The following is a 14,674-nucleotide window of genomic DNA, read 5'->3' as shown; positions in this document are numbered from 1 at the left end:
CAACATTTCTGCTGGGGGATTTTTAGATTCTAATTCAAAAAAATTAGTTGTTTGAGTGCAGTTCGCTGTTCAGTTCAACCGCGCTCTTGTTGGCAAGACACTCAACCTGACCTGTTTGAGAGTTACGGCGGAATAGTAGATCTGATACGCCTGCTAGATCGCGAGCTTTAACAATTTCTACTTCGTTACCTTCTTTATCCAGCATGCGTACTTTAGTACCCGCCGTTACGTATAGGCCTGATTCAAGAGTACAACGATCACCTAGTGGGAAACCAAGACCTGCGTTTGCGCCCAGTAGTGAGTTTTCACCGATAGATACAACCACTTTACCGCCGCCTGATAGCGTACCCATGATAGAGGCACCGCCACCGATGTCTGAACCGTTGCCAACGACAACGCCAGCTGAGATACGACCTTCGACCATGCTCACGCCAGTCGTACCTGCGTTGAAGTTAATGAAACCTTCATGCATAACTGTCGTACCTTCGCCAACGTGTGCACCAAGACGTACGCGAGAAGTGTCAGCGATACGAACGCCAGTTGGAACAACGTAATCCACCATTTTAGGGAATTTGTCTACACAATCTACGCTAAGTGCGCGGCCAGCAAGGCGTGCTTCGATTTGACGATCTGCTAGTTCAGGTAGGTCGATTGGGCCTTCGTTAGTCCACGCGATGTTGTGCAGTAGACCGAAGATACCATCCAGTACAATACCGTGAGGTTTCACTAGACGGTTAGAAATAAGTTGAAGTTTTAGGAAGCCTTCAGCCACAGATTGTGGTTGCTCATCAGTCGCAAGAATAACCAATACAAGCGGCTGTGCTGAATCCGCGGCTTTAGTTGCGAATGAAGCGTTTGCTGTATCGCCGTTTGCTTCAAATGCTGCTGCAAGTTCTGCGCTTTGCGCGGCAGAGATCTCGATAGCTTGGTTGCCTTGCTCGTAACCAGCTACTGCCGCTAGGGCATTAACCAGTGCTTCGCTTGGGTTAAGAACTGGATTTGGAAAAAACGCTTCGATGATTTTGCCGTCGCGATTTTTAGTTGCCGTACCAAAGGCGAGAGAAAAGAAAGCCATAGTTGATCTCCATGTGTTGAGTCTTGAATCTCGCCATTCTCTGGCAAGAGCTTTAAGTAAGTGGTAGCCATCATAATGACACTATTGAGGAGTTTAAAGGGAAGAAATCGATAAAGTCCGTAGATGGATACCTTTTGTCTTTTAGTCGATATATTTTTCCAACCAGAAAAATAAAGGTTATAGGGGAGAAAACAGAGGTCCTAGGTTATAGGATCCTAGGTCCTAGGGGAGAACGCTGGGACTTCGGGGTTTATCGTGTCTTTTGAATTTGTGGTTTTGGGAATACAGATTACGGAATACCGATAAGGTTACAGGTAAGAACAAGGTTCTAGGGGCATTAAGAAAGGTCCTAGGTTATAGGATCCTAGGTCCTAGGGGAGATCGCTGGGACTTCGGGGTTTATCATGTCTTTTGAATTTGTGGTTTTGGGAATACAGATTACGGAATACCGATAAGGTTACAGGTCAGAACAAGGTTCTAGGGGCATTAAGAAAGGTCCTAGGTTATAGGATCCTAGGTCCTAGGGGAGAACGCTGGGACTTCGGGGTTTATCGTATCTTTTGAATTTGTGGTTTTGGGAACACAGATTACGGGAACAGTCCTCGCTTCTTAGAACAAGAACTTCTGTACTCTGTAATCAGTATTCCAAAGCGATAAGCTCGAAAAGTATATTAAGCACAGAAGTCTCAACAAACGCTACCTAGAGCCTAGAAAAAAACTAGGCCCTTATTTTGACCTATGCGGCGTCTTCGTTTTTATCTTCTTCAACCGCTTCAAGCTTTTTTGCTTTTTTGGGTGCAGGTCGACGTTTTGCTCCTAGAGCGTACAGTACTTCTTCTTTATTTTGTGCAAGGAACATAGCGAGGTCTTCTTGTTTACTTTCCTCTTCAAGAAGTTCACTTTTACCTAGCAGAGAAAAAAGTTCATCTGCCATATCCAGCATTTTGTCGTAGGCGTCAGCTTCCGCTTTAGAGGTAAAAGTCATTTTCTCTTCTCCATTGCGTTCTACCACGTACTTGACGATTACAGCCATGGTTGGTCCCCTAATTTGGTGTATTGATACTGGCTTTTTATACAGTTTTTGACTAGCCAAGTCTAGTGACTAGCTCAAGAATGAGAGGCACGCACAACTAACTGACCAGCATTTAAACTATCTCGGTTTATGTTGAAACGTTCTGCTTGGCGTGAAGATGATCTTTTCTTTGCCAATGTTGGCAAAACTCAATGAAGGCTTTCAGTAAAGGGCTTTGGTATTTTTCTTTATGCACCAGTAACCAAAAGCGACGCTTCATATCGAGCGGCATTTCTAACACTTTGACTCGGCCATCCAGGATAGCTGGCTCAGCAGACAAACGGGACAGACAACCAAGCCCCAAGCCTGCGGAAACCGAGTTGATTAAGGCTTCGGTGGTATTGAGTTGAAACGCTTCATGCCAATGTTCCAAGCGAGGGGCGACAACGCGCATAAAAAACTCACGTGAACCAGAACCCGCTTCACGCAGTATCCATTCGCTGTTTTCTAATTCAGCGAGGTTCATCACGCCATCGTGTGCAGCCGCATAGTCTGGCGCGCAAATGACACACATTTCATCTTCACTAAATTGAGTGGATTGCAACTCTGAATGCAGCGTTTTACCCTCGATTAGCGCGATATCCAGTTCATAGTCCGTCAGCATGTCACAGATTTGTGCCGTGTTGGAGATGAATAAGCTTTGCGAACGGTGCAGGGTGTGCTGGCGAAAGTCGCTGAGCAGATAAGGTGCGACTTGATTACCAATCGTGTCGCTGGCCCCAATTTTTAGGAATCCCGTTAAGGTTTGGTTGCCTTCGAATAGGTTCTCGATATCTTCAGCGCGATTGAGCAACTCATCGGCTAAAGGCAGGAGTTTTTGGCCTTCCTGATTGAGAATAAGTCGATTATTGACACGATCAAACAGGTGATGACCGATTTGCTTTTCGAGTTCAGACAACGTCATGCTCACTGCTGCTTTGGAAAGAAACAAGCTCTCCGATGCAGACGTCAGGGTTTTATGCTGGGTGATGGTGGTAAACACCTTGAGTTGCTTGAGAGAAATATGGTTTGTCATGGCAGGTTGTTTTCAAGCGCCTTGGTTGAGTAACGGTAAACAGTTTAATCATAGTAAACGTCAGTGCTTGATCATTAGATAAAACAGAACGTACTGCAAGTTACAGTCACTGAAATTGAGTCACGATACCCAAATGCAATTCACGGTATGTTGATTATTTAGGAGAAATCTCTTCATCAGAGTGGTTAGAGACCACACGAATATCGCGTTGTGGGAAGGGGATTTCAATACCATTTTCTTGTAATGTTTCTAGGATAATCAGCAACAAATCTCCGCCAACCCGGTTGCGACCATCGTCAATGCCTTCCATCCAGAATTCGACAAACATGTTGATGCCTGAGTCGCCAAAGCTATCAATTTCACAATCTGGGCGCTCTTCGAAAGGCACCTTGGGGCCACTCAATACCTGTGGGTGGGACGCGACGGCGTCTTTAATCAATTCCACCATACTGCGAACATCGGTTTTATAGGCGACAGAGAAGTCAACGCGGTAACGTTGTTTAGTATTCTTATGAGTCCAGTTGGTAAATGAGCTGGAAATGAACTTTTCGTTAGGGACGACAATGTCCTTGCCATCAAACGTTTCCAATGTGGTTGAACGCATATTCAGCTCGGTCACGACGCCAGTTCGGCCGTCTTCAAGTTCAATATAGTCTCCGACAGAAATTGAGCGGTCGAAAATAATAATGATCCCTGAGATGAAGTTAGATGCGATGGCCTGCAAGCCAAACCCAAGCCCAACGCCGACAGCACCGCCAAATACAGCAAGCGTAGTCAGGTTGATGCCCATAAGTTGTAGGATCAACAGAATGACGGTGAAGAAAAGTGCAACTTCAAACACCTTAGCGACGATTTCGCGAGTACGAAAATCCAGAGATTTCTGCTTACGAATAATGGTTTGTCCGGTTACGTTGGAAACGCGTCCGAGCCAAAAAAGTAACGAGCCAAAAATCAAGGTTCTCACTAAGCCGTAGGCCGAGATATGAATGTTGCCCAGGTCAATCGACATCGACTCAAGAATAAGAATGATGTCGTCGAGTATACCGATGCCATAAAAGATAATAATAGGCATGCCAACCCATCTGAATATATGGGCGACAAGTGGGTTTCTGATCAGCAAATTAATAAATGAATTAAACAGCAGAAGAATCGCAACCGCAAAGGCGACTTTGATGACCCAGCCTCCCGTTATGTAAAGTTGACTGAATTCCAGTGAAATTCTTAATAGCAATATGGCAAAAATGGGGAATAGAAGTTTCCCACAGCGATAAGCAAGCGCGCGAATCGGGTCATAATTATCCGGTGTTGGAGTTTCTCTTAAAATCGGAATGTATTTGTAGACGCGGTTGGCAAGAATGTACGCCATTAAATAGATCAACAAAATAATGCCAATCTGGCTGTATGTTTCAATGTGGGTCAAGGAAGCGAGAAGCGCGTGGTAGTAGTTGGTTATAAGTTCCATCGTGAACCCCTAACTTTCCTTATCGTTATGATTGTCGTTGTATATATTTGCTAAATGTTTGGTTCCTAACATTTAACCTTAAAGCTGGACTTGAGCGAGATCTGGTGATGAGATGCACGCGTTAATCTCTTCTTTTGGGATGAGTAACAAGTTATTAACATTGTAGTCGGTGTTGAGGTCATTGTCCTAAACAAACGTCATTTGTTGTGGTTAGGGCTATAGGGGGAAGATGACAATTTGAGCGTTATCTAACCTTTTGTTATTTCAACTAACGACAACGCTGCGGGTTTAAATCGGGCTGTGCTAAGCTAGCTAACAGTTTCAATCGGCACTCGGTGTTCCTACTTTGTTTACTGTTTACCACTCCAATCAAGTTGACGTTCTCAAATCACTCCTTGTGGAACTGATTCGAATCAGTCCGCTGGAAAATCCATTCGAAAAAGAACAAATTCTAGTGCAAAGCCCTGGTATGTCGCAGTGGTTAAAAATGGAGCTTGCAAAAGAATTTGGTGTCGCAGCGAACATTGATTTCCCTCTTCCCGCTACGTTCATTTGGGAAATGTTCACTCAGGTTCTGCCTGATGTACCGAAGCGCAGTGCGTTTAATAAAGAAGCCATGACGTGGAAGTTAATGCATTTATTGCCGGGGTTATTAGACCAAGAAGCCTTTTCACCGTTAGCACAGTATCTTAAAGACGACAGTGATCATTCCAAGTTGTACCAATTGTCAGAAAAAATTGCCGATATTTTTGATGGTTATTTGGTGTACCGTCCGGAGTGGATTGCAACTTGGGAAGCTGGGCAACGAGTTCCCGAATTGGAAGGTGAGCATCCGTGGCAACCGATTCTGTGGCAAGCGCTGTATGACCATACGGTCGCGCTAGGGCAGTCGCCTTATCACCGCGCCAATTTGTACGAACATTTTATCGACACGTTAGAAAATTCTACTCAATCATTACAAGAGTTAAACGGCAATGTTACCCACTTGCCAAAGCGCCTGTTTGTGTTTGGTATTTCTTCTTTGCCACCTCGTTATATGGACGCACTTAAAGCCATTGGTGAGCACATCGACGTACATTTGATGTTCACTAACCCTTGTCGTTACTACTGGGGTGAAGTTCGTGACCGCAAGTATCTGGCTCGTTTGGCGGCTAAGCACCGGCAGCATGTGGTTTGGCAGGATGATCACTCCGAAGTGCGGGGCGAAACTGAACAGTTGAAAGGCTCACTAGAAGAGAATGTGGTTGATGAACTGCACACGGACGTCGTCGGAAACAGTCTATTAGCGTCGATGGGGAAACTTGGGCGCGATAATATGTATCTGCTTTCTCAGCTTGAATCCCACGAGATTGAAGCCTTTGTGGATGTTGCACGTGACAGTCTGCTCCATCAATTGCAGGCGGATATTTTGAATCTCGAAGAGCATCAAGATGATGAGCAAATCGACAACAGTCGCCACAAACAGATCGTCAGTTTGGCGGATAAATCATTAAGCGTGCATGCTTGTCACAGCCCAATGCGCGAAGTGGAAGTGCTGCATGATCAGCTCTTAGCGATGTTCGATGCCGACCCAACGTTAAAACCGCGCGATATTATCGTCATGGTCGCGGACATCAATGCCTACAGCCCTGCGATTCAGGCGGTCTTTGGGAATGCACCGGGTGAGCGCTTTATCCCTTATTCGATCTCGGACCGAACTGCGGACCAAGAAAGCCCCATTCTTGCGGCGTTCATGCAATTAGTGAACTTACCTAACACGCGTTGTTTGGCATCAGAATTACTTGAACTGCTCGAAACTCCGGCGATCTTGCAGCGTTTTGAATTGAGTGAAGATGATTTCTTACAAGCTAAGCAATGGGTTGAAGAGTCCGGTATTCGTTGGGGGCTAGACGCTAACACTGGTAGGGAGTTTGAATTGCCTGAAACTCGTCAAAATACCTGGCAGTTTGGGATTGAGCGCATGTTATTGGGTTATGCAATGCCAGACTCGGCAGGTCTGTTTGAAACCGAGCAATGCAGTGTCTCTCCCTACAACGAAGTGCAAGGTATGGGCGCAGAGCTTGCGGGGAAATTAGCGCACTTTATCCAACAAATCAGTATATATCGTAGCAAGCTTTCTCATGTTGAAACTATTGATGGTTGGCGCGAAACACTCGTTTCGCTGCTGGATGACTTCTTCTCCGTCGAGTTAGAAGGTGAAATGGCGCTGAAGTCGATTCGTGACACACTCAGCCAACTTAAAGAACAGCTAGCGGACGCCGCGTTTGATGACGCGCTATCGCCTGCAATTATCCGCCAGTACTTGCAAGATAAATTGTCTGGTACTCGCGTTAGCCAACGCTTCCTCGCTGGACAAGTGAACTTTTGTACCTTGATGCCAATGCGTTCGATCCCGTTTAGAACCGTGTGTTTGCTGGGAATGAACGATGGTGTTTATCCACGTTCAATGCCGCCAGAAGGTTTTGACTTGATGACCGGTAGAACCAAACCCGGGGACCGTTCTCGCCGAGATGATGACCGTTACTTATTTTTAGAAGCCGTGCTATCTGCGCAACAAACCTTGTATATCAGTTACGTCGGTCGCTCTATTCAAGACAATACCGAACGGGTGCCATCGGTACTTGTGTCTGAGTTGATGGAGTATTGTCACCAAAACTACTGTTTAAGCAGTGACAAAGATACACCTGTGGACGAGTCCGGCGATAACTTGTTGCAAGCGATCGTGACTACGCACGCCATGGTGCCATTTAGCCCCAGTGCATTCCAAGGGGTGAATGCCAGCTATGCGAAAGAGTGGATTCCGGCTGCGTTAACCCAAAGTAGTCACTCTCAGAGTCACATTCGCGGTGACTTTAATCGAGCGCTGGATGATTACCTACTCGGCGCGACGTTTCCAATTGAGCTTGATTTGGTTGAGCTCCAGCGTTTTTGGCGTCTACCTGTACAATACTTTTTTAACCGTCGATTAAAGGTGGTGTTTGAGCCGCCACTGCCTGTTATGGAAGACGATGAGCCATTCGTACTCGGCGGCTTGGAAAGCTACCAAATGCGTGATGAGCTGTTAGGTACCTTACTTGATACCGCGCTAACCCAACCAGAAAAAAAAGCGGATGTGCTCCAGCACTTTATGCATGAGCAACGTGCACAAGGGAAATTACCTGTGGGAGCCTTCGGCGATATTGAGTTTGAAACGAACCGGGTTCAAGCGGAAGAGTTAGTCGATAAGTTGGCGTTTTTATCTGGAGCTCCGCAAGAGGATTTAGAAATCGATCTGACTTTTGATTCTGTGTTTGATTCCTCATTTGAAAACAACGAGAGCGAGCAAAAGAAGGTACGTCTGACTGGTTGGCTTACTCAGTGCTATCAATCCGGGTTGATTCGTTATCGAAGCGGTAAAATTCGAGCGCAGGATTACCTCTCCGCTTGGATTGACCATCTGGCTATGTCCGCGTCGGGTTGTGGCAAGAAAACGCATCTAATTGGTTACGATCGCAAAGAAGGTGCTATGCATCTGATTTATCCAGAAATTGCCGATGCCCAGTATGCGAAACGGCTTCTAGCTGAGTTAGTTCGTTTGTTCTTTGAAGGCATGACCAAGCCTTTACCTTACTTCCCTAAAACGGCGTTAGCTTGTGTCGAAGCGGGCTTTAGTCGCGGTCAATGGGCGGATGATGAAGAGAAGTCGTTGAAGAAAATGGCCGATACATTTAACGATGGCTACATGACGTCTGGCGAAGGCAATAATGCTTATATTTCGCGCATTTGGCCTGCGTGGAATGATGAGCTAGCAGAAGAAGTGCGCTTGTTGACGGCATTAGTCCTGCAAGGTGCTCGCTTAGCAGCGCAAGACGCAGAAGATATAAAAGAAAAATAAAGCTTAGAAGAGTAGGGTGGCCGCCAGAAAATCATTATTTTGTGTAGGGCGTTCGCTGTACGGCCACAGGGTCAGAGGGACCATGATTCTTTTACTTAATTCGTTTGAGTTGCCACGCCTAAATAGGCTTGGTTTATCTCATGACGGGGATAGTAATGGTACAACGGACGGATAACCGTGAGAAAGATCCCACAAAACTTTAAACACTCATACTTAACAGACAGATTAATAAGAATTTTTACGATAGATCACAATTTGATTAGTCGACAAGCCGGAGAGATTCAGAGCAATGGTCCACATGTCAGGTGAAGAATTAGAAAATACGGTGCAATCACAATGCGCCCAGCAGACAGTTCAGCCAACGCCTCTAAAGCCGATGACGTTTCCTTTGCATGGCGCAAGATTAATTGAGGCATCGGCTGGTACAGGTAAAACGTTTACGATCGCTGGATTATACCTGCGCCTTTTGCTTGGGCACGGCAGTGCAGAAACCAAACATCGCGTCCCTTTGACCGTGGACCAAATATTGGTGGTGACGTTTACCGAAGCTGCGACGGCGGAACTGCGTGACCGTATTCGAGCTAGGATTCATGATGCACGCATTGCTTTTGCTCGTGGGAAAAGTGCTGATCCAGTCATCCAGCCATTGCTTGAAGAAATAGACGATCGCCAACAAGCGGCTGAGATTCTACTGCAAGCGGAACGCCAAATGGACGAAGCCGCAGTGTATACGATCCATGGCTTCTGTCAGCGTATGCTGACCCAAAATGCCTTTGAATCCGGCAGTCGATTTAATAATGAATTTGTCACTGATGAAAGCCATCTAAAAGCTCAGGTAGTGGCGGATTACTGGCGACGTAACTTCTATCCGTTACCCTTTAATCTCGCCGGGGAGATTCGTCAGTTGTGGGGTTCTCCGTCAGCACTATTAGGTGATATCGGCCGTTATTTAACCGGCGCACCTTTGAGCTTGTCTGTACCTGCGATGCAAGGCAGCTTAGCGGATCTTCATGCTGAAAACCTGAAAAGAATTGATGAGCTGAAAGCGCTATGGCGGGAAAGCCAAGAAGACTTCTTGACGCTGATTTCCGATTCTGACATTAACAAGCGTAGCTACACCAAAAAATCTTTGCCGACTTGGTTAGAGGTTGTGAATGGATGGGCCGCGACGGAAACCACTGGCTACGACTATCCGGATAAACTGGAGAAGTTTGCTCAGAATGTACTTGAGGAAAAAACACCGAAAGGTACCGCGCCTCAGCATGCGGCTTTTGCCGCGATTGAAACCTTTCTCGCCAACCCCATCAGTTTAAAAGCGCCGCTACTTGCCCATGCGATTGAACATTGCCGGGTGATGTTAGCCAACGCAAAAAGCCAGAAGCAGTGGCTGTCGTTCGATGACTTGTTGACACAACTTTCAGCGTCCATAGATACCGATGAAAGCGGGTTGCTGGCAGAGCGAATTCGCACTTTGTATCCCGTTGCTATGATTGACGAATTCCAAGATACCGATCCGTTGCAATACAGCATCTTCAGCCGTATTTATCTGAATAACCCAGAATGTGGTTTGTTCATGATTGGAGACCCAAAACAGGCGATCTATGGGTTTCGTGGCGCGGACATTTTCACCTATATTAAAGCGCGAAATCAAGTCAGTGCCCACTACACTCTCGGTACCAACTGGCGTTCCAGCGCGGATATGGTCCGGGCAGTGAATCAGGTTTTTGATTTACCAGACAGTCCATTTATCTATGATTCGGACATTCCATTCTTACCGGTTAATTACAGTCCAAATGCCGATAAACGCATTTGGACCATGGGTGGTCAAAAGCAACCTGCATTGACGTACTGGTTGCAAGACGCTGACGATAAACCATTGCCGAAAAGGGAGTATTTAAGCCGAATGGCAGAGGCTACCGCGAGCCAAATTCAAACCATACTAACCCATGCTAAGCAAGGGCAGGCGAGTCTGGTGAACGGTGAAAAACAACAGTCGGTTCAAGCGGGTGATATTGCGGTATTGGTTCGTACCGGTAGTGAAGGCCGAATGATTAAGCAGGCTTTGGCAGACCAAGGCATTGCCAGTGTGTACTTATCTAACCGAGATAGTGTCTTCACTAGTTCAGTTGCGCAAGATTTACAGCGTCTTCTACAAGCGGTCCTTACGCCAGAAAATGACCGGGCCTTGCGAGCGAGTTTAGCGTCTGAGTTATTTGCGCTGGATGCCGCGAACCTAGATGCACTGAATAACGATGAAACCGCATGGGAAAACGCCGTTAACGAGTTTAAAGAATATCGCAAACTTTGGGTTCAACGTGGTGTACTCCCTATGCTGCGTGCGGTGATAAGCAAGCGTCATATTGCTGAACGATTGTTGGAAGAAGGCGCAAGCGCGCAAGGTGACAACGGTGAGCGAGTCCTAACCGATCTCATGCACATAGGGGAATTGCTTCAGCAAGCCAGCAATGAATTAGACAGTGACCACGGTTTACTGCGTTGGTTGGCACAGTCCATCAGCGATGCGCAAAATGGTCTGGGTGGCAGTGATGACCAGATTCAGCGTCTAGAATCAGAACGTAATTTGGTGCAGATCGTCACCATTCACAAATCGAAAGGTTTGGAGTATGACCTTGTATTCTTGCCGTTTGTATTTAGCTATCGAGAGGCCAGCGAAGCTAAGTATTATGATGAGGCTAGCGGTCGTACCGTACTGGATATCACCGGGAATGACGCTTCGATGAAGCAAGCGGACAAAGAGCGACTGGCTGAAGATCTCCGTCTAATTTATGTGGCATTAACCCGTGCGGTTTACGCTTGTTTTATCGGTGCTTCGCCACTACGTAATGGTCGTTCGACGAAAGAACCAACAGGAGTACATCGCAGTGCAATTGGTTATTTGGTGCAAAATGGACAAGAAGGCGGAATCGACGATTTATACCAGGGGCTAAAGCAGCAGCAAAATAATCTCGATAGTATTGTGCCTGGTTGTGTCGTGATAACCGATCCGCCGAAGCAGCTTGAGGAGGCCTACGTTGCTCCTCAAGAAGAGGTACAGAACCTGACGGCGAAAGAGCTGCAAAACCCAATTGACAGACATTGGCGCATCACCAGTTACTCTGGCTTAGTGAAGCAGGGTTCCAAGCATGCAGAACTCGACGCGACCATTGAGATGACTGGCTTCGATATTGACTCTTCAGAAGAGCATGATGAAGCCGATTTGGTTGAGCCAGAGCGTTCTATTTTTACCTTTCCACGTGGTGCGCGACCGGGAACATTCCTGCACAGTTTGTTCGAGGAAATAGAGTTTACCCAATCAGCCATGACGGAAGAGAATACGCGAATTATTCTGAGCTTGATGGAGAGTGAGCAATTAGACGAAGAGTGGTTGCCCATTCTACAGCAGTTAATAGACACCGTGTTGGCTACGCCATTGGATGGCAAATCTCTGCTGCTCAATCAAAAAGCACCACCGCAGCGATTGGTTGAAATGGAGTTTTTGTTGCCGATTAAAGTCTTATCTGCACCAGCGTTAAATCGCGTGATTCAGAGACATGATCCATTATCTGCCAAAGCGGGGGACTTAGGATTTCAGACCGTACAAGGCATGCTGAAAGGGTTTATCGATTTGGTGTTTGAACATCAAGGTAAGTACTACGTGCTGGACTGGAAGTCGAATCACCTTGGGGACGACGTGACGCATTATCATGGCGAAGCATTGAAGTCTGCAATGGCTGATCACCGGTATGACTTGCAGTATCAAATCTATGCCCTGGCTCTGCATCGCTTTTTACGCAGCCGACTGGCTAATTATCAATATGAACAACACTTTGGTGGTGTGTATTACTTATTCTTACGTGGTATGGACGGGCAAAGCGATCACGGCATTTTTTCCGCTAAACCTACTTTAGAGTTTTTACAAGAGATGGACCGCCTGATCGATGGGCAAGCGCCGGATACACGTTCTACTCAAGCTGGGCAGATGGAGTTACTGTAATGACGACAATTCATGATTTTTCATCTGACCAAGCCAGCTTAATGGATGCACTGAATTTGCTCGCGCGCAAGGGGACGATACGCCAGATTGACTACCAGTTCGCACGCTTTATTTATGCTCAAGTCAAGCATGAACCAAGCGAGCAACAACCCGTTGGTCAGGCGCTGGCTTTTATCGCTGGCGTAGTCAGTAGTGAGCTTGGTAAGGGTCATATCTGTTTATCTCTTTATGACTTGCAAGGTCAGCCGAACGACTTCGCCAGCAAGTTGGGGCTGTTTGGTGAGTCAGCGTTAGCACTCAATACACATCTGCAACGTATTGACTGGATTGAAGTATTGCGTTCCTCTCCTTTGGTTGGCGAACAAGGAGAAGCGTTACCATTGATGTTTGATGGCGAACGCTTGTACTTGCATCGCTATTGGCATTATGAAGTTACATTGGCAGAGAAGCTTCATCAATTGGGGGCTGCGGTTAGTTTAGCGCCGCAAGAATTTGCTCGGTTATCTGAACTACTCAACCATTTATTTGCGCGCCAGTATCACTTTCTTTTTAATGCATTAATTAAAGCGACTGAGATAGGGAATAATAACCAAGTCCAGCGCCAGCAATTGGTGTGTGATCATCTTGATGTGGTTGAGAGCGATAGGTTGGATTGGCCCGCCATTGACTCGGTTTTACGTCAAGCGAGTAAAGTTCAGGATTTACAGTCACTGGATGAGCTTGTGCCACTTTTAGCATGTGTAAACTGGCAAAAAGTCGCTGCTGCGGTTGCGTTAACTCGTCGGTTTGCAGTGATTTCTGGCGGACCAGGAACGGGCAAAACAACCACGGTAACCAAATTGCTCGCCGCTTTAATTGAGCAGGCCACACAAGAGAAAAACCTCACCATTAAGCTGGTGGCGCCAACGGGCAAAGCGGCCGCACGATTAACCGAGTCGATAGGTAGAGCAGTGCAAGAGCTGCCTGTTTCTCCGGAGTTAAAAGCGAAAATTCCAACAGAATCGAGTACTTTGCACCGTTTGTTGGGGGCAATTCCTAATAGTGCGGAGTTTCGTCATAACAAACATAACCCGCTACATTTGGATATCTTAGTCATCGATGAAGCATCCATGGTTGATTTGCCCATGATGTACAAAGTCGTTGATGCGTTACCTAAACACGCCCGGTTGATTTTACTTGGAGACAAAGATCAACTTGCTTCGGTAGAGGCGGGAGCGGTGCTTGGCGATATCTGTTCTTTCCATGCATTTGGTTACAGCAAAGAGCAGGCTGCTGCTGTCGCAAAGCTAACGGGCTTTGATACTTTAACGCATAGCTCGAACAGCTTGGTTACCTCCAGTATTGCTGACAGTCTTTGTATGCTGCAAAAGAGTTACCGATTCGATGCACGTTCGGGGATTGGTCAGCTAGCCAAAGCGGTTAACTCAGGTTCTGCGGTTAGTGTTGATAATGTTTGGGCGAGAGAGTTTGCCGATATTGAACATTTCGCGCTGAGCAGCCAAAACTACAATCATATGGTTCAGACGCTAGTGAAGGAATATGGTCACTACCTTCAGCGTATCGGCCAACAAAACATCGACCCAAATACTGGGGAACCGGAGTCTGTTACTCACAAAGCAAAAGCGGTACTCGATACGTTTAACCAATGCCGATTGTTGTGCGCGATTCGCGAAGGTGATTTTGGTGTGGCCGGGTTAAATCAACGTATTGAGAAAGCGCTCGCCGCACGTAAGCTGATTCAGGTACAAGATGAAGTTTGGTATCACGGCAGGCCAGTCATGGTCACCCGTAATGATCATGGTTTGGGTTTGTATAACGGTGATATCGGTATTTGTATGCGCGACGACAGCGAAGAGAATCCGCGCTTAAAAGTCTTTTTTGAATTGCCTGATGGCAGCGTAAAATCAGTATTGCCAAGCCGAGTTCCTGAGCATGAAACGGCCTACGCGATGACCATTCACAAATCACAAGGTAGTGAGTTCGACTACACTCTGATGATTCTACCACCGGACTTTAGTCCGATACTCACCCGCGAGCTGATTTACACCGGTATCACTCGTGCGAAGAAGCGTTTGGCGCTGTATGCCGAGCTCAATGTGCTTAAGCGAGGAATCAGAGTCAAAACTACCCGAGCCAGTGGATTGGTGGATAGATTGACTAATTAATAAAAGACCGAGCTATG

The 14,674-nt window shown here is 46.6% G+C and carries 7 protein-coding genes; 3 read left to right on the top strand and 4 right to left on the bottom strand.

Annotated features, from left to right (window positions below):
* Window positions 1-43: 43 nt before the first annotated feature.
* The 4 genes from dapD to ONE56_RS10005 all read right to left on the bottom strand — a co-directional run bounded on the left by dapD (window position 44) and on the right by ONE56_RS10005 (window position 4,624).
* Entirely contained in the window at window positions 44-1,075 is a 1,032-nt protein-coding gene (dapD, locus tag ONE56_RS10020) for a 2,3,4,5-tetrahydropyridine-2,6-dicarboxylate N-succinyltransferase (RefSeq protein ID WP_423839784.1), read from the bottom strand.
* A 736-nt stretch (window positions 1,076-1,811) separates the two neighbouring features.
* Window positions 1,812-2,108, bottom strand: coding sequence for a YebG family protein (locus tag ONE56_RS10015; RefSeq protein ID WP_041156103.1), 297 nt, complete (start codon window positions 2,106-2,108; stop codon window positions 1,812-1,814).
* A gap of 127 nt (window positions 2,109-2,235) precedes the next feature.
* The gene (locus tag ONE56_RS10010) at window positions 2,236-3,162 is read right to left on the bottom strand and encodes a LysR family transcriptional regulator (RefSeq protein ID WP_041156102.1); all 927 of its coding nucleotides are present in this window, start codon (window positions 3,160-3,162) and stop codon (window positions 2,236-2,238) included.
* Window positions 3,163-3,316: 154 nt separating this feature from the next.
* The gene (locus ONE56_RS10005) at window positions 3,317-4,624 is read right to left on the bottom strand and encodes a mechanosensitive ion channel family protein (protein ID WP_423839783.1); all 1,308 of its coding nucleotides are present in this window, start codon (window positions 4,622-4,624) and stop codon (window positions 3,317-3,319) included.
* 346 nt (window positions 4,625-4,970) lie between these two features.
* On the opposite strand from ONE56_RS10005, the gene recC reads away from it, so the two are divergent.
* The 3 genes from recC (at window position 4,971) to recD (ending at window position 14,657) form a co-directional block, all read left to right on the top strand.
* Window positions 4,971-8,498 (top strand): exodeoxyribonuclease V subunit gamma, encoded by a 3,528-nt coding sequence (recC, locus tag ONE56_RS10000; protein WP_423839782.1) that lies wholly within the window; start codon window positions 4,971-4,973, stop codon window positions 8,496-8,498.
* Between the two features lie 289 nt (window positions 8,499-8,787).
* On the top strand, window positions 8,788-12,492 hold the full coding sequence (gene recB / locus ONE56_RS09995) for an exodeoxyribonuclease V subunit beta (protein ID WP_423839781.1): 3,705 nt from the start codon (window positions 8,788-8,790) through the stop codon (window positions 12,490-12,492).
* Complete coding sequence (gene recD, locus ONE56_RS09990; protein WP_423839780.1) at window positions 12,492-14,657, top strand: exodeoxyribonuclease V subunit alpha; 2,166 nt, start codon at window positions 12,492-12,494, stop codon at window positions 14,655-14,657. Before recB ends, recD begins: the two co-directional genes overlap by 1 nt.
* The last annotated feature ends 17 nt before the right edge of the window (window positions 14,658-14,674 follow it).

Source organism: Vibrio mytili, from assembly GCF_049563345.1.
GTDB lineage: Bacteria > Pseudomonadota > Gammaproteobacteria > Enterobacterales > Vibrionaceae > Vibrio > Vibrio mytili.
This window is presented reverse-complemented; position numbering and strand designations above follow the sequence as displayed.

What these genes read in the sequence shown, in the direction of transcription:
- dapD (WP_423839784.1), bottom strand. Translation starts at nt 1,075, where the DNA reads ATGGCTTTCTTTTCTCTCGCCTTTGGTACGGCAACTAAAAATCGCGAC.
- ONE56_RS10015 (WP_041156103.1), bottom strand. Translation starts at nt 2,108, where the DNA reads ATGGCTGTAATCGTCAAGTACGTGGTAGAACGCAATGGAGAAGAGAAA.
- ONE56_RS10010 (WP_041156102.1), bottom strand. Translation starts at nt 3,162, where the DNA reads ATGACAAACCATATTTCTCTCAAGCAACTCAAGGTGTTTACCACCATC.
- ONE56_RS10005 (WP_423839783.1), bottom strand. Translation starts at nt 4,624, where the DNA reads ATGGAACTTATAACCAACTACTACCACGCGCTTCTCGCTTCCTTGACC.
- recB (WP_423839781.1), top strand. Translation starts at nt 8,788, where the DNA reads ATGGTCCACATGTCAGGTGAAGAATTAGAAAATACGGTGCAATCACAA.
- recD (WP_423839780.1), top strand. Translation starts at nt 12,492, where the DNA reads ATGACGACAATTCATGATTTTTCATCTGACCAAGCCAGCTTAATGGAT.